At 65.4% G+C, this 21,356-nt stretch carries 18 protein-coding genes; 11 read left to right on the top strand and 7 right to left on the bottom strand.

Annotated elements, in window-relative coordinates; all coding sequences use genetic code 11:
- Nucleotides 1-9 precede the first annotated feature (9 nt).
- On the bottom strand, nt 10-891 hold the full coding sequence (locus tag HMPREF1316_RS06580; RefSeq protein WP_021726209.1) for an aldose 1-epimerase family protein: 882 nt from the start codon (nt 889-891) through the stop codon (nt 10-12).
- 147 nt (nt 892-1,038) lie between these two features.
- On the opposite strand from HMPREF1316_RS06580, the gene pckA reads away from it, so the two are divergent.
- From pckA to HMPREF1316_RS06620, 8 genes are all read left to right on the top strand, one after another.
- Nucleotides 1,039-2,652, top strand: a complete 1,614-nt coding sequence (gene pckA / locus HMPREF1316_RS06585; protein ID WP_021726187.1) for a phosphoenolpyruvate carboxykinase (ATP) — start codon at nt 1,039-1,041, stop codon at nt 2,650-2,652.
- Nucleotides 2,653-2,830: 178 nt separating this feature from the next.
- Nucleotides 2,831-3,904: a phosphate/phosphite/phosphonate ABC transporter substrate-binding protein gene (locus HMPREF1316_RS06590; protein ID WP_021726095.1), complete on the top strand. Its 1,074-nt coding sequence runs from the start codon at nt 2,831-2,833 to the stop codon at nt 3,902-3,904.
- Nucleotides 3,905-3,997: 93 nt separating this feature from the next.
- A complete protein-coding gene (gene phnC, locus HMPREF1316_RS06595; protein ID WP_021726068.1) occupies nt 3,998-4,798 on the top strand; it encodes a phosphonate ABC transporter ATP-binding protein in 801 nt (266 codons plus the stop codon).
- Nucleotides 4,785-5,654 carry a phosphonate ABC transporter, permease protein PhnE gene (phnE, locus tag HMPREF1316_RS06600; protein ID WP_021726053.1) on the top strand — a complete coding sequence of 290 codons (870 nt, stop codon included), beginning with the start codon at nt 4,785-4,787 and terminating at the stop codon, nt 5,652-5,654. The genes phnC and phnE (HMPREF1316_RS06600) overlap by 14 nt, the downstream gene beginning before the upstream one ends.
- A gap of 10 nt (nt 5,655-5,664) precedes the next feature.
- Nucleotides 5,665-6,477: a phosphonate ABC transporter, permease protein PhnE gene (gene phnE / locus HMPREF1316_RS06605; RefSeq protein ID WP_021726024.1), complete on the top strand. Its 813-nt coding sequence runs from the start codon at nt 5,665-5,667 to the stop codon at nt 6,475-6,477.
- A gap of 3 nt (nt 6,478-6,480) precedes the next feature.
- On the top strand, nt 6,481-8,028 hold the full coding sequence (locus HMPREF1316_RS06610; protein WP_021726230.1) for a bifunctional metallophosphatase/5'-nucleotidase: 1,548 nt from the start codon (nt 6,481-6,483) through the stop codon (nt 8,026-8,028).
- 184 nt (nt 8,029-8,212) lie between these two features.
- Nucleotides 8,213-10,036 carry an NAD(P)-binding protein gene (locus HMPREF1316_RS06615; RefSeq protein ID WP_021726130.1) on the top strand — a complete coding sequence of 608 codons (1,824 nt, stop codon included), beginning with the start codon at nt 8,213-8,215 and terminating at the stop codon, nt 10,034-10,036.
- Nucleotides 10,030-11,853, top strand: a complete 1,824-nt coding sequence (locus tag HMPREF1316_RS06620) for a [FeFe] hydrogenase, group A (protein ID WP_021726228.1) — start codon at nt 10,030-10,032, stop codon at nt 11,851-11,853. Before HMPREF1316_RS06615 ends, HMPREF1316_RS06620 begins: the two co-directional genes overlap by 7 nt.
- An 83-nt stretch (nt 11,854-11,936) precedes the next feature.
- Here HMPREF1316_RS06620 and pta read toward each other — a convergent pair whose 3' ends face one another.
- Nucleotides 11,937-12,917, bottom strand: a complete 981-nt coding sequence (gene pta / locus HMPREF1316_RS06625) for a phosphate acetyltransferase (RefSeq protein ID WP_021726162.1) — start codon at nt 12,915-12,917, stop codon at nt 11,937-11,939.
- Between the two features lie 173 nt (nt 12,918-13,090).
- Here pta and glf point away from each other — a divergent pair, with 173 nt between their 5' ends.
- A complete protein-coding gene (gene glf / locus HMPREF1316_RS06630) occupies nt 13,091-14,290 on the top strand; it encodes a UDP-galactopyranose mutase (RefSeq protein WP_021726052.1) in 1,200 nt (399 codons plus the stop codon).
- A gap of 47 nt (nt 14,291-14,337) precedes the next feature.
- Nucleotides 14,338-15,372, top strand: coding sequence for a glycosyltransferase family 2 protein (locus HMPREF1316_RS06635; RefSeq protein WP_021726268.1), 1,035 nt, complete (start codon nt 14,338-14,340; stop codon nt 15,370-15,372).
- A 20-nt stretch (nt 15,373-15,392) separates the two neighbouring features.
- Here the strand turns inward: HMPREF1316_RS06635 and HMPREF1316_RS06640 are convergent, their stop codons facing one another.
- The 5 genes from HMPREF1316_RS06640 to rlmD form a co-directional block, all read right to left on the bottom strand.
- Complete coding sequence (locus HMPREF1316_RS06640) at nt 15,393-16,514, bottom strand: glycosyltransferase family 8 protein (RefSeq protein WP_232204468.1); 1,122 nt, start codon at nt 16,512-16,514, stop codon at nt 15,393-15,395.
- Between the two features lie 108 nt (nt 16,515-16,622).
- Nucleotides 16,623-17,594 carry a P1 family peptidase gene (locus HMPREF1316_RS06645; RefSeq protein WP_021726143.1) on the bottom strand — a complete coding sequence of 324 codons (972 nt, stop codon included), beginning with the start codon at nt 17,592-17,594 and terminating at the stop codon, nt 16,623-16,625.
- Nucleotides 17,587-18,198: a Maf family protein gene (locus HMPREF1316_RS06650; RefSeq protein ID WP_021726217.1), complete on the bottom strand. Its 612-nt coding sequence runs from the start codon at nt 18,196-18,198 to the stop codon at nt 17,587-17,589. Before HMPREF1316_RS06650 ends, HMPREF1316_RS06645 begins: the two co-directional genes overlap by 8 nt.
- Before the next feature lie 69 nt (nt 18,199-18,267).
- Nucleotides 18,268-18,453 carry a ferredoxin gene (locus HMPREF1316_RS06655; RefSeq protein ID WP_021726252.1) on the bottom strand — a complete coding sequence of 62 codons (186 nt, stop codon included), beginning with the start codon at nt 18,451-18,453 and terminating at the stop codon, nt 18,268-18,270.
- A gap of 141 nt (nt 18,454-18,594) precedes the next feature.
- Entirely contained in the window at nt 18,595-19,935 is a 1,341-nt protein-coding gene (gene rlmD / locus HMPREF1316_RS06660; RefSeq protein WP_021726047.1) for a 23S rRNA (uracil(1939)-C(5))-methyltransferase RlmD, read from the bottom strand.
- Nucleotides 19,936-20,087: 152 nt separating this feature from the next.
- Here rlmD and HMPREF1316_RS06665 point away from each other — a divergent pair, with 152 nt between their 5' ends.
- Nucleotides 20,088-21,338, top strand: a complete 1,251-nt coding sequence (locus HMPREF1316_RS06665; protein ID WP_021726032.1) for an arginine deiminase — start codon at nt 20,088-20,090, stop codon at nt 21,336-21,338.
- Nucleotides 21,339-21,356 lie beyond the last annotated feature (18 nt).

Genomic DNA, 21,356 nt, shown 5'->3' on the forward strand with positions numbered 1-21,356 from the left:
GCGCGTTGCCTAGAACGGACGGATGGTGAAGGCATGGGACGCCGTCTCGCCGGGGGCGAGCGAGCTCATGCCCCGCTTGTGCTCGAAGACGTCGTCCTCGTCGGTGGCGGTGGCACAGCCCGTCCACGGCTCGAGCGCCACGAAGGGGGCATCGTGCGCGGCGGACCAGACACCCAGGTACTGGAAGTCCTCGAACGAGACCTCGATGCCATGACCCGCATCGGAGAGCAGGGTGACCGTGCATTCGGGCACATCCTCGAAGACGAGCGTGTCCACGGAGAACAGTGCGTGCGTGAGTGCGAGCGTGTCGCTGTCATCCAGGAGCGGCAGGCGGTCGGAGAAGTCCAGCAGGCCCGTCTTGGTGTCGATGCGTGGGGTGGCATAGGTCCAGGGACGGGCGAACTCCAGGCGATAGGAGGAGAAGTCGTTCTCGCTCTGGGGTGTGGGCACGTTGAAGGCGGGGTGTCCTCCCACGGCATAGGGGAGGGCGACCGTGCCGGTGTTGACGATGTCGAAGCGCTCCTCGAGTGTGCCGGCATGAACCGCATAGCTCACGTTGAGACGGAAGTCATAGGGGTAGAGCTCGTGGGTCTCCTCGGTGCTGACAAGCTCGAACCTGACGTCATCCTCGGAGGAGGAGACGATTGTGTGATCGAGGGTGCGTGCGAGCCCATGACGTTTGAGCGACACCTTGCCTGCGGCGCTCAGGGCATTGTCGCCGCGCAGGCTCCCCACGATGGGGAAGAGAACAGGGGATCGACGGGGCCACCAGGTGGCGTTCCCCTGCCAGAGGAACTCGTCTTCCGCAAGACGGATGCTCTGCAGTTCGGCCCCATGGGGGCTCACCTCCGCGGAGAGGCTCCCATTTGCGATGGTTACGTTCTCGGCCATGGCGCTCCTTTCTTTGGTGGATCTAGCTTACCGTGAGTTGCCAGCGGGGTACGTGAGAACGCAGCATTGTTACAAGTTGTGCGCTTGTGGCGCAATCGGGTTACCCTAATAAGGCTAGAGAAGGAACCAATCACTCAGGGAGGTCCAATGATTCACGACGAACTCAAGGCGTGTGGACTCGGGGAATGCCATGGCTCCATCTTGGTGGATGCCTCGCCGGCGGTCCTGGTGGAGAAGGCGCTCGCGTCGAACGAGGGCAGCCTCACGGAGACGGGTGCGCTCGCCGTCAAGACCGGGCGCTACACGGGCCGCTCGCCCCAGGATCGCTTCATCGTCGACACGCCCGACGTACACGACCAGATCGCCTGGGGGTCGGTCAACAAGCCCTTCTCACAGGAGGGCTATGCCAAGGTGAAGGAGGCCGTCTGTGACTACCTTGAGGCGCGCGACCTCTACATCGTCCATGCCATCGCAGGGGCGGATCGACGGTGGGGTCGCACGTTCCTGGTGGTGTGCGAGCGGGCGAGCCAGGCACTCTTCGCCCGTCAGCTGCTCGTTCGTCCCTCTCGTCGCCAGCTCGTGGACTTCGATCCCCAGGACTTCTCGGTGCTGGTGGCTCCGGGCCTCAAGCTCGATCCTGCGGTCTATGGCACGCATTCCGAGGCCGTGGTGCTGCTCAACTTCCAGGAGCATGAGATCCTCATTGCGGGCACCAAGTACTCCGGAGAGATCAAGAAGTCCATCTTCTCGGTCATGAACTACCTCATGCCCATCGAGGAGAACGTGCTGCCCATGCACTCCTCTGCGAACATGGACCCGCGTACCGGTGAGTCGGCCGTGTTCTTTGGCCTTTCGGGCACCGGCAAGACCACGCTCTCGGCGGATCCCCAGCGCACGCTCATAGGGGACGACGAACATGGGTGGGCCGAGAACAGCATCTTCAACTTCGAGGGTGGCTGCTACGCCAAGGCCATCCGCATCTCCGCGGTCACGGAGCCGGAGATCTTTAACGCCATCCGCTTTGGCTCCATCTGCGAGAACGTGGTCGTCGACCCCGTCTCGCGTAGGCCTGACTACTACGATGACGCGATCACGGAGAACACGCGCGTCGCCTATCCCATCGACTTCATTGATAACGCACAGATCATGGGCCAAGGCCGCTACCCCAACGTCGTCATCTTCCTTACCTGCGACTCGTTTGGCGTGCTGCCTCCCATCAGCAGGCTCGACACCAATGGCGCGATGTATCACTTCCTCTCGGGCTTCACGAGCAAGGTCGCAGGCACCGAGCGCGGCGTCACCGAGCCCACGCCCACGTTCTCGACGCTCTTTGGCGAGCCCTTCATGCCGCTCTCGCCGCTCCTGTATGCCGACATGTTCGGTAGGAAGATGGATCGTGTGGGCACGCGCGTGTACCTCATCAACACGGGGTGGACGGGCGGTCCCTACGGCACGGGCAAGCGTATGGATCTCGCCTCCACACGTCTGATGGTGAGCGCCGCGCTCAACGGCTCGGCCGAGAACACCCAGTACGTGCACGACCCCGTGCTCAACGTCGACGTCCCCCAGCACATCGAGGGCGTCGACGAGCACGTGCTCAACCCGCGGGACACGTGGGCGGACAAGGGGGCATACGACAGGTCCGCGCGTTCCCTCGCGCAGATGTTCGTGGACAACGCCGCCGAGAAGTACCCCGACATGGCCGATGAGGTGCGCGCGGCTGGTCCCCACCCGGACGCCCAGCCCCCTTCCGCCGCGTAGCGCCTCGGCGCGCGCGCCGTTCCCTGTCCCTTTGGTCTGGTCGGCGATGGCGTGGTTTTTCTTTCTTGATTGCGTGCGGCCTTTTGGCGAGTATTCTGTGGATGGTGGATCCATAGGCCCACCGCGGCTACGGCCGCGACCATGTCCACGCCCACTGGGGCGCTCTGAAGGGAGACCCATGTCCAACGGCCCATCCTCCAGCCTTACCAGGCGTCAGTTCGTTGGCATTGCCGGCGCGGGCACAGCCCTCTCGGCCCTTGCGCTCGCAGGCTGCGGCGGCTCCCCGTCGGGCGCCGACGCCAGGTCCATTGACACGCTGCACATCGGGTTCGTGCCCTCGAAGGATCCCGATGACATCATCACGACTACCGAGCCCCTGAAACAGATGCTCAAGGACGGGCTCTCCAACCAGGGCTACACCGTCAACGACGTGGACATCACGGTGGGCACGAGCTATGAGGCCGTCGGGGAGGCGCTGAGCTCGGGCACCACCGACGTGGGCTTCATTCCCGCCGGCACGTACGTGCTCTACTCCGATGGCTGTGAGGTGCTCCTCACCGCCACGCGCGATGGCCTGTCCATCGATGCCGACGACGCCAAGGACTGGAACGACCAGAAGCCGACCCAAGCAACCTCCGAGCAGGTCGCGTCCTATCGTGCCCTCATGATTGCCGGCCCCTCCGACAAGGGCGTCGCGCTTGGGGCCAAGGTCAACGATGGCGAGGATCTCACCTGGGATGACCTTGCGGACGCCAACTGGAGCATCATGAACTCCTCGTCGTCGGCGGGCTATATCTACCCGTCCCTCTGGCTGAAGGACAACTACCAGAAAACGATCCTCGACCTGCCCCATGCCGTACAGGCCGACTCCTACGGCTCTGCGTTCGCGCGCCTTGCCTCGGGCCAGGTCGACGTGCTCTGCGTCTATGCGGACGGCAGGCGCGACTACGAGTCCAAGTGGCAGTCCGACTACGGTCGGAGCGCCAGCATCTGGGAAGAGACCAACGTGATTGGCGTCACCCAGGCCATCCACAACGACACGGTGAGCTGCAGCAAGTCCTCGCCCACGATGACCGATGACTTCAAGCGGGCCTTCTCCACGGTCATGATCGACATCGGCAACACCGACGAGGGCAAGCAGGTCATCGCCATCTACAGCCACAAGGGCTACGTGGAGGCCAAGGACTCCGACTACGATGGGGAGCGCGAGGCCCAGGAACTGATCAAGCAGCTCAAATCCCAGGGTAACTAGCATGCGACCCGAGGCCCGGCGCGGCGTCCAGCCCACCGGGCCTCTCTCGTGCACGCCTGGCACATCCGCCATCCATCATCGAATGGGACGCACATGATCGAGTTCTCCCACATGTATATGAGGTATCCCAATGGCTTTGAGGCGCTCAAGGACGTCGACCTCACCATCGAGGACGGGCGCTTCGTGGCCATCATCGGCCGTTCGGGCGCGGGCAAGTCGACCCTCATCCGCACCGTCAACCGCCTGAACCCCATCAGCCAGGGCACGATCGTAGTCGATGGCACCGACGTGGGAAGCCTGCACGGCGCCTCGCTCAGGAAGTTTCGGCGCAACATCGGCATGATCTTCCAGTCGTTCAACCTCATCACGCGCACGACCGTCATCAAGAACGTGCTCACGGCATTCGTGCCCGACGTTCCCTGGTGGCGTTCCGTCCTGGGCATCTTCACCAAGGACGAGAGGCTGAGGGCGCTGGAATCCCTCGACAAGATGGGCATCCTGGATAAGGCCTACGTCCGCGTGGACCAGCTCTCCGGCGGCCAGCAGCAGCGTGTGGCACTGGCGCGCACGCTCACGCAGGATCCCACGATCATCCTGGCCGACGAGCCCGTGGCCTCCCTCGACCCCATGACGGCCCGGCGCGTGATGGGCGACCTCAAGCGCATCAACCAGGAGATGGGCATCACCGTCCTGCTCAACATCCACCATGTGGACCTGGCCCTGGAGTACTGCGACAGCGTGCTGGGCATCAGTGCGGGCGAGGTCGTGTACTGGGGTGACGCCAGGGACGTCAACCAGTCCGTGCTCGCGAGGATCTATGGTGCGGACGAGGCGGCCCACCTGCTGGACGAGAGGATCCCCGAGGGAGGGGAGGGCGCCGATGGGAACGAGTAGGGGCGGGGGGCCCACCATCTCAGGCGGCATCCGCCTCACGGCCTTCGACCACATCTTCAGGCCGACGACCATCACGCTGCCCAACGGCTCCACGGTCACCAAGCGGGCGAGCAGGGTTCCTTTGGCCGCCCTGTTCATCCTGGCGCTCTCGGTGCTCTCCATACGGGTCACCAAATTCGACCCCGCGGTGCTCGCCGCCAGGGGCTCCGCCTTCTTCGACATCCTGAGGGCCATGGCTCCCCCCAACTGGTCGTACATGGGTGACGTGTGGCAGCCGCTGTTCGACACCATCAAGATGTCGCTGCTGGGCTCGTTCGTCGGCTCGGTCCTCGTGATCCCCTTTGCCGTCGCGGCCTCCACCAACATCGTGCACAGTCGTGTGGTCGTCGCCATCATGCGCCTGCTGCTGAGCATCATCCGCACGCTGCCTACCATCGTCACGGCGCTCATCGCCACCTACATCTTTGGCCTGGGCACGCTGGCGGGCACGACGGCCATTGCGGTCTTCACCTTTGCCTACGTGGGCAAGATCCTCTACGAGGAGATCGAGGTCGTCGACATGGGCGCCTTCGAGGCCATGGAGGCCATGGGCGCGGGCAAGGTACGCGCCTGTCGGTGGGCCATCCTGCCGCAGATTGCGCCGTCCTACCTCTCCAACTGCCTCTACTGCTTCGAGGGCAATGTGCGCTATGCCTCCATCTTGGGCTATGTGGGCGCCGGCGGCCTGGGCCTGCTCCTCAACGAGCGTCTCGGCTGGCGCATGTATCCCGACGTGGGCATGGTGATCGTGGCGCTGTTCGTGACCGTGTTCGTCATCGAGACCGTCAGCCGTGCCGCGCGCAGGCGCCTGAGCTAGGGGGTGGCCCATGAATGACAGCATCCGGCGCGCCTACGAGGAGCGCCCGCGTCCGTGGGTCTTCGAGCTTGCCGTGACGCTGGTGGTCGTGGCGCTGCTCGTGTGGAGCGGCAGCGCCGTCGAGGCGGCGGGCACGGGGCAGAACGGCACGCAGATAGCCCTCAACATCCTGGGCGGCATCGCGCACCCTGACCCGTCCCTGCTGTTCAACCTCACGACGCAGGGCGTTCCCTACCTGCTCCTCGAGACCATCTGCATAGCGTTCCTCGGCACGGTCGTCGGGGCCATCATCTCCATCCCACTGGCGTTCTTGGCCTCGTCGAATCTCGTCTCCCAGCCCATCGCCCTCATCGCCCGCCTCCTCATCATGGCCGTGCGTACCATCCCACCCTTCGTCTACGGCCTCATGTTCGTGCGCGTGACCGGTCCGGGGGCCTTTGCGGGCCTGCTCACGATGTCGCTGTGCTCCGTGGGCATGGTGTGCAAGATGTACATCGAGTCCATCGAGGACCTCGACAGGCGCGTGCTGGAGTCGCTCGACGCCGAGGGTTGCACCACCTGGCGCAAGATTCGCTTCGGCGTGATTCCCCAGCTGGCCTCGAGCTTTGTCTCGACGGCCATCTACCGCTTTGACATGAACCTCCGCGACGCCACGGTGCTGGGCCTCGTGGGTGCCGGCGGCATCGGCGCGCCGCTCATCTTTGCCATGAACAGCTACCGGTGGAACCAGGCGGGATCCATCCTCGTGGGGTTGGTCGTGCTCATCCTCGTGGTGGAGTGGGTCTCCACGCGCATCAGGACCAGGCTCACGCGGGGGGCGTAGCCCATGGGCCGCACATCCCTGCGCGTGGTGTTCACCTCGGACACCCATGGGCACCTCCTGCCGGTGGACTATGCCACGGGCGCGCGCCTGGGTGCGGGCGTCTCGGCGATTGCACGCTCGGCATGGGAGGGTCCGGAGGCATCCGGCGTGCCTCGCGGCGACACCCTGGTGATCGATGGGGGCGACAGCCTGCAGGGCACGCCCCTCATGCGACGGTGGATGCAGCGGGGCGCCCTGGGCACGAACCCCGCCGCACGCGCGTTCAACGCCCTGGGCGTGGACGTCTTCACCCTGGGCAACCACGACTTCAACTTTGGCCGCGACATCCTTGCGGGCTACCTCCAGGACATGGATGGCCAGTGCGTCTGCGCCAATGTCACGGACGCGCGCCGGGAGCTCCCCATCGTGCCCTGGGTCATGCGGACGCTGGAGAGCGGCCTCGTCGTGGGCATCACGGGCATCGTCACGGACTACGTGAACGTGTGGGAGCGTCCCGGGAACCTCGACGGTCTCGTGGTGGGCGACACCATGGAGGCGGCGCGTCGCGTGGCGCACGAGCTTGCCGGCGCGTGCGACGTCTCGATCTGCATCTACCATGGGGGTTTCGAGGAGGATCTCGAGACGGGGCGCCGGCTCTCTCCCACGCGCGAGAACCTGGCCTGCGAGATGGCGCGCGGCTGTGGCTTCGACCTCCTGCTCACGGGGCACCAACATATGGCCGTTCCCGGCGTGCGGATTGGCTCCACCTGGGCGGTGCAGCCGGCAGCCAACGCGCTGCACTACGTCGACGTGCGGGGTACATGGGATGATGGGGCGGGCATGAGCTGGACGTCCCACCTGGTGCCTGCGGGAGCCTCCGTGGACGGGCGCGTCGTGCGTGCGCTCTCCTCCCTCGAGGAGGATGTCGAGCGATGGCTTGATGAGCCCGTGGGCAGGCTGGTCGAGGCCATCCCCTGCGAGGGGAAGCTGGATGTGGCGCTCTCGGGCAGCCGCGTGGCCACGCTCGTCAACGCGGCGCAACTTGATGCCACGGGTGCGGACCTGTCCTGCACGGCGCTGCCCAACGGGGCCGTGGGCCTGGGCGAGGTGGTCACCCAGCGCGCCATCTGCGTGGCCTACCCCTTCTCCAACCTGCTCATGGTGCTGAGCGTGTCCCGGGAGGCGCTCAGGGGTGCCCTCGAGCGCTGCGCTTCCTACCTGGAGCTCGACGAGTCAGGCTCGCCACGCGTGAGCGACCTCTTCCTGCGTCCCAAGGAGGAGCACTACAACTTCGACCTCTATGAGGGCATCAGTGCCGTGGCGGACCTGAGTCGCCCCGTGGGAGAACGCATCGTCTCGCTCGCACTGGCGGATGGTGGCCCTGTGCCCGACGTCATGCGGCTCGCCTGCAACGACTACCGTGCCACGGGCACGGGTGGCTACGGGATGCTGGGGGAGTGCCCGGTCGTGGGCACCGTCGCCGTCGAGGTGCCCGACCTGCTCGCCCGCTTCCTCGAGGGGCACTCGCCCTGGGAGCCTTCCCGTCACCGGGGCCTGCGCTTCGTGTGGTAGGGCATCTACCGTCGCGTTTGCCGATGACACGCTTCCTCTAGCCGCCTCGGGAAGTGAAGCCGCCCCTCCAGCCCATGTGTGGGGCTACCATCTTCTCTTGGCGTACGTCTTCCGGGGCGCGCGCCTCCATAGGGGGCCGCGCACCGTGGGGACGATGTGGGCCACCGGAGGGGAGAGGAGTGCCATGGCGCGCATGCATGTCATGGAGCGCAGCGAAGAGCAGCAGATCATGGATGAGCTGCACGCGGCGCTGGGACGGAGGCTGGCCGTCAGCTCGCTGGCGCCCTGCCCGGTGGAGTTCACGATGGCGTTCGTGGACATGTGCTCCACGCAGAGCTGCGGTAAGTGCACACCCTGCCGCGTGGGGCTGAGGACACTCAGGCACCTGCTGTCGGACGTGCTCAACGGCTCGGCCACGATGGATACGCTTACGGAGATCGAGCGCCTCTCGAGGAGTGTCTACCTCTCGGCGGATTGTGCCATCGGCTTTGAGGCCGGTGCCATGGCGCTGCGGGCGGTCAAGGGCTTCCATGACGACTTCATGCACCATATCACCCGTCGCTCGTGCGGCTTCGAGCAGTCGAGCCTCGTGCCCTGCGTCTCCGGGTGTCCCGCAGGCGTGGACATCCCGGGTTACATCGCCCTTGTCGCCGCCGGTCGCAATACGGATGCCGTGCGTCTCATCCGCAAGGACAATCCGCTGCCGCTTGTGTGCGGCCTCGTGTGCGAGCATCCCTGCGAGATCAACTGCCGCCGTGGCATGATTGACGATCCCATGAACATCCGTGCCATCAAGCGCTATGCCTGCGAGCACATGGAGGGGAGCTACATGCCTCGGATGGCCGAGGGGACCGGAAAGGAGATAGCCGTCGTTGGTGGCGGGCCTGCCGGCCTCAGCTGTGCCTACTACCTCACGCTCATGGGGCACCATGTCACGATCCTCGAGCAGCGCAAGCACCTGGGCGGCATGCTGCGCTATGGCATCCCGGCCTATCGTCTTCCGCGCGAGCAGCTCGACGGCGAGATTCAATGGATCCTCGGCCGCGGCATCGATGTGGTGCGTGAGACACGGGTGACGGACATCGCTGCGTTGAGGGACGCCCACGATGCCGTCTATATCGCCATTGGTGCGCATGCTGATCGCAAGCTTGGACTCGACGGCGAGGATGCTGAAGGCGTTGCCTCTGCCGTTGACATGCTGCGCGCCATAGGGGACGACGAGACGCCGGACTTCTCCGGCCAGCGCGTGTGCATCATCGGTGGTGGCAACGTGGCCATGGACGCCGCACGCTCCTCGGTGCGCTGTGGGGCTGACAAGGTCACGATCGTCTACCGTCGCCGCGTGGCGGACATGACCGCCCAGGACGAGGAGATCGGGGGTGCCGAGGCGGAGGGCTGTGAGCTCCTGCAGCTCAACGCACCCGTGCGCATCGAGACCGACGAGGCGGGTGCGGTGTGTGGCCTTGTCGTGCAGCCACAGGTCATTGGTGCCTTCAAGGGTGGGCGGCCGGCGCCACGCCCTGCCGATGCCTCCGAGGTGACGCTGCCCTGCGAACGCGTCATCGTCGCCATCGGCCAGGCCATCGACTCCGCGCCCTTCGAGGAGGGGGGCTTTCAGACCAAGCACGGCAGGTTCGTCACCAAGAGCGACGCCTCGGCGCTGGGATTCGACGACGTGTATGTGGGTGGCGACTGCCAGAGTGGCCCTGCGACGGTCATCCGGGCCATCAACGCCGGCAAGATCGCTGCGGGCAACATCGACAACTACCTCGGTTTCAATCACAAGATCGAGCTTGACTTCGACATCCCTCCCATACAGTTTCGGGATGTGGGTCCCTGTGGCCGGTCGGAGACCACCCTCAGGGAGGCCGACGAGCGCGTGCGCGACTTTGACGAGATAGAGGTGGGCCTCTCCAAGGAGGAGGTCATGCAGGAGGCATCGCGATGCCTGCACTGCGACCACTTTGGCTATGGTGCGTTCCGCGGGGGGAGGGTGTTCGAGTGGTAACACAGCTCACATCACACATGAACGAGGGCGAGGCGGAGGAGCCGGTCACGCTTGTCGTTGACGGTACGCGGGTGACGGTGCCGCGCAGCGCGACCATCCTCGAGGCATGTCGCCAGGCAGGGCAGGATGTCCCCACGCTCTGCTTTCTCAAGGGCATCAACGAGATTGGCTCATGTCGCATCTGCATGGTGGAGGTCGAGGGGTCAGAGCGTCTGGTGGCCTCGTGCAACAACTATGTGGCCGAGGGTATGGTCATCCACACCAACTCACCCAAGGTGCGTCTCGCGCGCCGCGAGAACACGAGGCTCCTGCTCTCCCAGCATGACGTCGAATGCCCCACGTGCACGAGGTCGGACAGCTGTCACCTCCTGGACATCGCCACGAGCTTGGGCGTCATCGGCAAGCCACGGCAGCAGATGCTCATGCACTCCCCATGGCCCCAGGGCTTCCCGCTCATCCGCGACAACGATAAGTGCATCCGTTGCATGCGCTGCATCCAAGTGTGTGACAAGATGCAGTCCTCGCATGTGTGGGACATCACCAACCGCGCCACCCACACCTTCGTGGACGTGGCACGTGGCGCCGACATCAACGACGTGGACTGCACGCTCTGCGGCCAGTGCATCACGCACTGCCCCACGGGCGCCCTACGCGAGCGCGACGACGTGGAGCGCGTGTACGACGCGCTTGCGGATCCCACGGTGACCACCATCGTGCAGATTGCCCCCTCGGTGCGCACGAGCTGGGGTGACTTCTGGGGCCTTGATGACGAGCAGGCCACCATCGAGCACCTCGTGGCGGCCCTGCGTCCCATGGGCTTCGACTACGTCGTGAACACCGACTTCTCGGCCGACCTCACCATCATGGAGGAGTCCGCCGAGCTGCTCGTGCACATGCGGAGGAACGCCTCGGGCGAGGGCTCCGGCTACCCCATGTTCACCTCGTGCTGCCCCGGGTGGGTGCGCTTCTGCAAGGCGCACTATCCCCAGCTCGTTGATGGCCTCTCGACCAGCAAGAGCCCTCAGGGCATGTTCGGTGCCGTGGTCAAGAGCTATTACGCCGAGCGGCTTGGCATAGACCCGCATCGGATCTTCTGCCTCTCCATCATGCCGTGTCTGGCCAAGAAGGCCGAGGTCGCCTATCCCAACCTCAATGATGCCTGCGGTGATCCGGACATGGACTGCTCGCTCACGGTGCGCGAGATCGTACGCATGCTGCGGGCCGATCATGTGGATGTGTTCGCCCTGAAGCCCGAACCGTTTGACGAGCCCTTAGGCTACGGCTCGGGCGCCGGCATCATCTTTGGTGCCACGGGCGGCGTCATGGAGGCCGCCCTCAGGACCGCCTACCACGTCGTGACGGGGGAGGCGCCCAAGAGCGACATGTTCGAGGACGTGCGTGGCCTCGAGGGATGGAAGGAGGCCACGTTTGACATGGCGGGCACCGAGGTGCGCGTCGCCGTTGCCTCGGGCCTCGGGAACGCCCGCAGGCTGTGCGACGCGATCGTCGCCGGTGAGGCCTCCTACGACTTCGTGGAGGTCATGGCCTGCCCCGGTGGCTGTGTCGGCGGTGGTGGACAGCCCATCCACGAGGGCGAGGAGCTTGCCGGCGCACGCGGCCAGGTCCTCTATGGCCTCGACCGTCACGAGACGTACCGAAACTCCTACGAGAACCCCTCCATCGTCCAGTGCTACGAGGAGTACTTCGGAGAGCCCCTCAGCGAGCGGGCCGAGGAGCTGCTCCATACGGATCAGCACGGCTGGCTCATGCCCGCGGAGTGGATCCGCCAGGCAGAGGAGGCGCCCACCGCAGAATAGCTGGCCCCAGACGCCCGTCATGCCAGGGGGGCGACGGAACCGTCCGTCGCCCCCGTCCATGGGTGCATGTGTGAGCGCCTTGCCTATGCCCCCTCGGCCATCTGGGCCTGGACGGCCGTGATGGCCACGACGCCCACGATGTCCTCGGCGGAGCATCCACGGGAGAGGTCGTTGACGGGCTTGGCGATGCCCTGCAGGATGGGGCCGTAGGCGTCGGCCTTGGCAAAGCGCTGTACGAGCTTGTAGCCGATGTTGCCCGCCGCGAGGTTGGGAAAGACGAGGACGTCTGCGTGACCGGCAACGGTGGAGCCAGGGGCCTTGAGGGCGGCAACGCTCGGCTCGAGGGCGGCATCAAGTTGGAGGTCGCCATCGAGGGCGAGGCCGGGATCCTTCTGATGGGCGAGCTCGGTGGCCTCCTGCACCTTGGTGGGCACCTCTCCCTTGGCCGACCCCTTGGTGGAGAAGGAGAGCATGGCCACCTTGGGCTCCACGGACATGAACTGCCTCCAGGTGTGGGCCGTGGCAAGGGCGATCTCGGAGAGCTCGTCGGCGGTGGGGTCGATGTTGAGGCCGCAGTCGGCGAACATCAGGGTACCATGCTCGCCGTACTCGGAGTGGGTGCACATGACGAAGAAGGCGGAGACGAGCTTGGTGCCAGGGGCCGTCCTCAGGATCTGGAGGGCGGGACGCAGGGTGTTGGCCGTGGAGTGGCAGGCGCCCGAGACGAGGCCGTCGGCGTCGCCCATCTTGACCATCATCGTGCCGAAGTAGGTGGCGTCGTCCATCTGACCGCGGGCCTGCTCGATGGTGACGCCCTTCTTGGCGCGCAGCTCGGCGAACCTCTGGGCATAGACCTCGTGTCGATCGGAGGTCGTGGGGTCGATGACGGTGGCGCCCGCGACGGAGATTGTGTTGGGGTCACCAAGGATGATGAGGTGTGCCAGGCCCCCTGCCACGATCTGCCGGGCGGCCTCGATGGTGCGGGGGTCTTCGCCCTCGGGCAGGACGATGGTCTTCCGTGTGGCCTGGGCCTGCGACTTCATGCGTTCCAGAAAGCTGCTCATGTATCCTCTCCTCGAGATGTCGTGAATGACCCGCCACGGATGCCGTGGCACTGGGCGGTGCGGGGCCGTTTATGGCTCACAGGGCCCATTATATGTGCGCGTGGTAGAATTGCCCGAGGTATTCTTCCTGTGGTACCGTCAGTGGTGCCGCCAACATCCGAGGAGTCATCCACATGAGCATCTCTCACGGTCTGCCCGAAGGCTTCGATCCCCTGGCCTACGATGCCGTCGTTGTCGGTGCAGGCTATGCGGGTGCGGTCTGCGCGCGCCGGTTCGCGGAGGCATGTGGCTACAAGGTCGCCATCCTCGAGCGGCGGAACCACATCGCGGGCAATGCGTACGACTTCAAGGACGAGGCAGGCATACTCGTCCACAAGTACGGCCCGCACATCTATCACACCACCAACGAGCGCGTCCATGAGTTCCTCTCACGCTTCACGGAGTGGACGGCCTATGATCACAAGGTGCGTGCCAGCGTGCGTGGCACGCTCGTTCCGGTGCCCTTCAACCATCAGTCGCTCAGGATCGTGTTTGGCGACGAGAGGGGCGAGCACCTCTACCGGAAGCTCGTTGCCACCTTTGGCGAGAACAAGAAGGTTCCCATCATGGATCTCAGGGAGAAGAACGACCCCGAGCTCTCCGAGGTGGCCGATTACGTGTACGAGAACGTCTTTTTGCGCTACACCATGAAGCAGTGGGGCAAGACGCCCGACCAGATCGACCCTGCCGTCATGGGGCGCGTGCCCGTGTTCGTGGGCGATGACGACCACTACTTCCCGCAGGCCCCCCACCAGGGCATGCCTGCGGAGGGCTATACCAGGCTCTTCGAGCGCATGCTCGATCACGACCTCATCGACGTCTTCCTCGATGTGGACGTGCGCGACCTCGTCTCGGTGAGCGGCACGCAGGTGAGGCTCTGCGACAGGGTCTATGGCGGCGAGCTCGTCTACACGGGTGCGCTCGACGAGCTCTTTGGCTTTGATGCGGGTGCGCTGCCGTATCGCACGGTCGACATGGTCTTCGAGACCCTGCCGATCGATCAGTTCCAGCCCGTTGGCACCGTCAACTACACCGTCTCGGAGAACTTCACGCGCATCACGGAGTTCAAGCACATGACGGGCCAGGAGGTGCCGGGCAGGACGACCATCATGCGCGAGTACTCCCGCACGTATCTGCCGGGTATGGGCGAGACGCCCTACTATGTCATCAACGAGCCTGCAAACGTTAAGCTCTACGAGGGCTACCGCGAGCGCGTCGAGGGTGTTGTGAACTTCCACGTGGTCGGACGCCTTGCGGAGTATCGCTACTACGACATGGACGGTGTCGTTGCCTCCGCCCTCGAGCTCTCGGATGATCTCATCCAGAGCCATTAGCCCGTCACCGTCCTCACACGACCCCGTTCCGTAGGAGCGTTCTCTCCATGCACAAGATCATCAGCTTTGCCATCCCCTGCTACAACTCTGCCGCTTACATGGACCACTGCATCGGCTCCATCCTGGAGGGGTCAGGCTATGCGGAGGACGTGCAGGTCATCGTCGTGGATGACGGGTCGGCCAAGGACGACACCCTTGCCAAGGCGCAGGACTGGCAGAGGCGCTGCCCCACCATCGTGAAGGCCGTGCACCAGGGGAACGGCGGCCATGGCATGGCCGTGCTCAAGGGCCTCGAGAACGCCGAGGGCACGTACTTCAAGGTGGTTGACTCCGACGACTGGGTCGATGGCGCCGCCCTCAAGGCGCTGCTGGAGAAGATTCGCCACTTCGAGCGGCACGAGGAGCGCGTGGACCTCATCATCAGCAACTACGTGTACGAGCATGTGGAGGACCACACCCAGAAGGTCGTGAGCTACGGCTTTGCCCTGCCCGTGCACCGCGTCTTCGGCTGGAACGACATCGGGCACTTCCGCATGACGCAGTACCTGCTCATGCACGCGCTCTGCTACCGTGCCGACGTCCTGCGGGACGGGGGCATTCCCATGCCGGCCCACACGTTCTATGTGGACAACATCTATGCCTACGTCCCCCTGCCTCGCTGCAGGACCTTGTACTATCTGGACGTCGACCTCTACCGCTACTTCATCGGCCGTGAGGACCAGTCGGTCAACGAGAAGGTGCTCACGAGCAGGATCGACCACTACTGGCGCGTTGCCCGTCTCATGATGCATGCGTACCATCTCTATGATGACATCGACTGTGCCAAGCTCAAGGGCTACATGGTGGGCTACTTCACCATCATCATGGCCATCTGCTCGGTGTTCTCGCGCCTCTCCGATCATCCTGACGCCATGGACGAATGTCAGAGGCTGTGGGACGAGCTGAGGGCCTATGACAGGCGCATGTATCGCCGTGCGCGCCATGGCTTCGTGGGTACGGTCACCAACCTGCCCACCGCTGCAGGCAGGAGGGCGACGGTCAACGTGTACCGCCTGGCACAGAGACTCGTGAAGTTCAACTAGGGCGCGGGCGCCGTGCCTGGCTAGGTGATGTCTCCGCCGATGGCCACGTAGGCCTTGATGAGGCTGGTGCGGCGCTTGGTACCCGGGGGACAGAGGTAGTCAAACGCTGGGAAGACGCCCTTGAAGATGACATTGACCTTTGCCCGGTTGGCGCGCCCCTCCATGCTCTCGCGCGAGTGCTCGAGGCGGAGGCCAAGCTCGGCCGCAAAGGCGCTCCTGGTGGCAAAGTCCCAGAAGACATCTGCCATGTCGCAGCCGGGATAGTCCCACGGGCGGTCGTCGGGCCCGGCGTAGTGAATGATGGCGGGGCTGGAACGCGCCTCCTCGTACTGGGCACGCACATCCTCGGGCGCCTGGGCGATGATGTGCTCGCGGCGGAGGTGCTTCCAGTCCATGAGCGTGTTCCATCTCATGGGTACCTGCACGTATTCGCCATCTGCCAGCATGTTGAGAATGTCCTGGTCGAGCCAGCGCCACATGCGCTGACAGGAGAGTTCGAGCATGTCGGCGATGGCGAAGATGGAGCGGAACGCCTCGAGGTTGAGCAGCACGACCCCCGCCTGAAAATAGCGGGTGGGGTCCGCAAGGCCCAGCTCTTGGGAGAGGTAGGGCTCCACGGTGCCGTCGTAGCCGCAGATCTGTCCCATCATGTCGGCGTCGCGCGTTGCGGCAAGCAGGTACCCCTCGACGTTCGTGTCGTAGAGCTTGGCGATGTCATCGAGCACCACCAGGTCGCTGTCAAGGTAGACGGCCTTGCCGACGTTGGGCAGCAGCCATGGTGCGAGTAGGCGGAAGAACGTCTCGGGGCGAAAGTGGCCGTGGCAGGGAAGCCGTGTCCCCCGGAGCGCGACCTCCGCATCCAGGAATCCCACATGGACGTTATCGTATGCCTCAAGATGCCGCTGGAGCGTGGCGATGGTCGAGGGCACGATGTCGCGCGTGAGGACGATGACGTCATAGGTACGCTCACGGCTTGCGTTCTCAACGAGCGACTGAAGCGCGACGGACATGTAGGGCGCAAAGTACTCGTTGCTGGCAAACACCACGACGACGTCCTCAAAGCCCAGACCAAGCTGATCGGCGCTGGTGGCAGGGGGGGGTGTCCGGATGCTTGCCGTGGCGGCGTCTTCCATCAATTGCATGCGCCTCGTTTGCTCGTTTCGGAAACAGGGGACGAGCCCGATGGCCGGGCTCGCACGGCCCCTCATTCTACCAGACAGCCCATGGGTGCCAGAGGCCAGGAGCGCACCTTAGGGAAGGTCGCATGCCGCCTTGAGCCCAAAGGCCCCCCGTGCGCTGCGTACCCCGTCGGCAATGGCGCCCTCGAGTGCCTGCGTCGCGAGGATGCCAATGGTGTCCACGCCTGCCTCCACCTCACCCGTCGCCATGACGAAGATGGCATCGCCGTCGTTGGTGGTGTGGGTGGGATAGATGGTGTGTGCATAGGCATCGGCGGAGATCTGGGCGACCTTGGTGGCCTTGGCCTTGGTGAGGCGGGCGTTGGTGATGACGCAGGAGATGGTCGTGTTCGTGCGCAGGGGAGGGGTGGCGTCCAGCGCGGTGGCCAACGCGTCCATCGGAGCGAGTACGCTCGCTCCCTCTTCGTCAAGCATGCCTGCGATGGGCGCGCCCGTGATGGGGTCGCGTATGCTCCCGCAGGCGTTGACGGCGCTCACGGCTCCGCAGACGAGTCTGCCGGCCTGTCGGACGGACTGTCCCAGCCCGCCCTTCATGGCGCGCAGGGGTCCCGCCAGCTTACCGACCGTGCAGCCCGCGCCCGCACCAACGTTGCCGGAGGCGAGGGGTGCCGTGTCATCGAGCGCGGCCGCCGTCGCCGCCGCGCCCATGGCAGCCGTCGGCCATGCCGTGGCACTGCCGCAAGCGAGGTCGAACACGCAGGCACCGCTCACGATGGGGACCCTGCCCACGCCCACGTCGAGGCCGATGCCCCGACGCTCGAGCTCCTCGGCGACACCGCAGGAGGCCGCAAGGCCAAAGGCGCTGCCACCCGCAAGCACGATCGCGTGAAGCTCCTGGACGGTCTCCTCGGGACGCAGCAGGTCGGTCTCGCGCGTGGCCGGTGCACCGCCCCGCACGTCCACGCCACCCATGGCACCCTGGGGGCAGAGGATGACCGTGCAGCCGGTACCTGCCTGTCCGTTGGTCGCATGGGCAGCATGGATGTGCGGGATCTGGGTGATGTTGGTGACGTCGCTAGGCATGGCGGCCTCCTGTGAGGGCAGTTTCGCAGAGCGTAGGTGCAGTGGGACAGAGCCGATCCAGCTCGCGCACGACGCGCGCCAGGGGTAGACCGACGACGTTGTCGTAGTCGCCCTCGATGCCCCTCACGAGGAGCGAGCCCAGGCCCTGGATGCCATAGGCGCCCGCCTTGTCCCGAGGCTCGCCCGAGGAGGTATAGGCGGCGATCTCTCCCTCGGTGAGCTCATGGAACGTGACCGTCGTGGTCTCCACGAAGGATGTCTCGCGGCCGTCTGGCGCTATGAGGGCGACGCCGGTCGAGACGTGGTGGCTCCTGCCGGAGAGACTGCGCAGCATGGCCCTGGCGTCCTTGGTGTCCCGGGGCTTGCCGAGGACGGTGCCATCGGTCCAGACGACGGTGTCGGCGGCAAGCACCACGTCATTCACGGGTCCTGCCATGCCATCCCGACAGGCGTGCGCCTTGCCCCGTGCCAGCCGCACCACGAGCTCATGTGGCGCCTCGTCCTCCCGGCGCGTCTCGTCGATGTCCACTGGGCGCACGATGGGTGCGATGCCGATCCGCCCCAGCAGCTCGCTGCGCCGGGGTGACCGTGACGCCAGGATCATGGGCATGTCCCTTCATAGGGCGGCGGGCCCGCATGCGGGCCCGCCGGTGACAGTCTGTGCTCGGATGAGCTATGCAAGCTCGATGGCGCCAACGGGACAGTTGTCGCATGCCTCCTGGGCGGCGTCCTCGTTCTCCTCGGGAACCTCATCGACGGTGACCTCGGCGATGCCCTCGTCACCGATGACAAAGACCTCAGGACACGTGGACTCGCAGAGACCGCAGCCGATGCACTCGTCGCTCACGGTAGCCTTCATGATAGCTTCCTCTCACTTATGATACTTGGGCCCCTTACCCAAGCCTGTCTTGAACCTTTTTACTATTAATGGGTGCAAAACGCTAGTGGCAATTGGGCAGATGACGCATTTTCGAGACGCCCCCGCCACCCGCGCAGACGCCTAGGCGGAGCGTCGGCCTCGTGTCCGTCCGAGTATCGTGACCGTCTCCACATGGAAGGTCTGGGGGAAGAGGTCGACGGGCGTCACCGAGCGGGGCACGAATGCGCCCGCCCGCTCGAAGCGCCCGAGGTCACGTGCGAGCGTTGCCGGGTCGCAGGACACATAGGCGATGGCGCGTGCGGGCTGGCTCGAGAGCTTGGCCACGACATCGGCGGCCAGGCCTGCCCGTGGGGGATCGACCACGATGACGTCTGCATCGGTGTCGGGAAACTCGCGCCCGACGTCACCGCCCACGGCGTCCACGTTCCCAAGGTGCGCACCCTCGAGGTTGCGTCGGAGGTCACGTATGGCGGGGCCGTATGACTCGACGGCATTGACCCAGCCCACGCGACGCGCCAGGGGCAGCGTGAACGTGCCCGCACCAGCATAGAGGTCCATCGCCGCATCGTCCTCGCGAGGGGAGAGACCCGCGAGCACGAGGTCCATGAGCCTCTCCGCCCCCCGTGTGTTCACCTGGAAGAAGGAAGGTGCGCTTACGCGCATGCGCTCCTCGCCCACGAGCTCTCCCCAGGAGCCCTTGCCCCAGAGGCGCTCCACGCCCACGATGCGTCGCGCCTTGGCCGACCCCTTGGTGAGCACGCGCACGACGGAGGTGGCCCCGGTGCCTTCGTGCACCACCTTTGCCACCTGTGCGCGCGGGAAGGGCCCGGGCTCGGTCCAGAGCGCGACCTCGACCTCGCGCGTGCGCGCGGAGCTGCGGATGCCGATGCGCTCGAAGGAGAGCCGGTGTGAGTTGGCCAGGTAGGAGACGGCACCGGACACCGCCTTGGCAAGCTTGGCGGAATCCCCCTGCAGCAGGGGACATGCGCTCACCTTGACGACGTCCGTGCCGGCGCGGTCGTGCATCCCCATGAGCGCCCTGCCGTTCCTGTGCGCGAAGGCCAGCTCGACCTTGTTGCGGTAGCCCCAGGGCTCCGCCGGGGCGATGCAGGGGGCGACGAGCCTCTCCGCGCGCGCCGCGTCCATGTGCCCGATGCGCGTGAGCGCGTCCATCACGTTCGCGCGCTTGGCCTCAAGCTGGGCGCCATAGGCCATGTGGCCCCAGGGGCATCCACCGCAGACGTCCACAAGGGGGCAGGGGGCCTCGACGCGGCTGGGCGAGGGCTCGAGGATGCGCTCGGCGACTGCCCTGGAGAAGCTCCTGCCATCGTCCGTGGGGCGCGCCTCCACCACGTCACCGGGGATCGCTCCCGCTACGAACACGGTCTTGCCCTCCTCGGTGTGCCCTATGCAGTCCGCACCATAGGTGGCGCGCTCGATGGTGAGCCTCGAGGTGTCCATACGCCCCCTCCCTGTCGGGCCGGCATGATCGGCCTTTGATTCTAACAGGCGCCGCGCCCCCGCCCCGTATGCATGATGGGTGAGGCCGGGCAAACACACATACAATGGGGCAACGAGCAAGGCGTCTGCGACGAAGGTGAGAGGGGACGGGCATGGCCAACCTGCTGTACGTGCATAACGAGATCGGGCGTCTACAGAGGGTGCTTGTGCACAGGCCTGGCAGGGAGCTGCTCAACCTCATGCCGCGCGACCTCAACAGGCTGCTCTTCGATGACATTCCCTTCCTCGAGGTGGCACGCGAGGAGCACGACCAGTTTGTAGAGCTGCTGTGTGCCGAGGGGGCACAGGTGGTCTACCTGGAGGACCTGTGCGCCGAGGCACTTGATGCGGCGGGGTCGCGTGGCGAGTTCACCGACGCCTGGCTCGACGAGTCGGGTCTTAAGGGCGGGCGCGTGCGCGCCGCCGTGCACGAGTACCTGGATGCCCTTCCCACGACGCGCGCCCTGGTGGATCGGTGCATCGCCGGCCTGCGCAAGAACGAGCTTGACCTGTCTGGTCATGCAGGCACGACGCTCGCGAGCATCGTTGGGTACGACCGGGACACCGAGACGGACCTCCTCATCGAGCCCATGCCAAACGCCTACTTCACGCGCGATCCCTTCGCCGTGGTGGGGAGGGGCGTTGCGCTCAACCACATGTACTCCAAGACCCGGCGTCGCGAGACGCTGCTGGGCAGGTTCGTCTTCCGGGATCACCCCGACTATCGCGATGCCCCGCTGTGGTATCGCCGCGACGCCACATACCACATGGAGGGTGGTGACATCCTCAACCTGGGGCCTCGCACGCTTGCCATCGGCATCTCCCAGCGCACCGAGGCAGCGGCCATCGACGACCTCGCCCAGCATATGCTCTGGGCGCTTGCCGAGCACTGCGAGATAGAGGCCATCTATGCCTTCAACATTCCGGTGTCGCGCGCATTCATGCATCTGGACACCGTGTTCACCCAGATAGACGTCGACAAGTTTACGGTGCATCCCGCGATTCTCGGCAACCTCCAGGTGTTCAGGCTCACGCGTGGCGTACGCCAGGGCGAGGTGCGCATCGAGGAGATGAACGATCACCTGGAGCGCGTGCTCGCCCACGCGTTGGGGCTCGACTGCGTCACGCTCATCAGATGCGGTGGGGGAGACCCGGTAGCCGCGGCGCGCGAGCAGTGGAACGATGGCTCCAACACCCTGGCGGTCGCACCGGGGCGCATCTGCGTCTACCAGCGAAACACCGTCACGAACGAGGCGCTGTACAGGGCCGGGCTCGAGCTGATCGAGGTGCCCTCGGCCGAGCTCTCGCGGGGCAGGGGCGGCCCACGCTGCATGAGCATGCCGCTGGCGCGCGCGGACGTCTGAGCACCAGGGGACGGCCAC

This window comes from Olsenella profusa F0195 (genome assembly GCF_000468755.1).
GTDB classification, from domain to species: domain Bacteria; phylum Actinomycetota; class Coriobacteriia; order Coriobacteriales; family Atopobiaceae; genus Olsenella_F; species Olsenella_F profusa.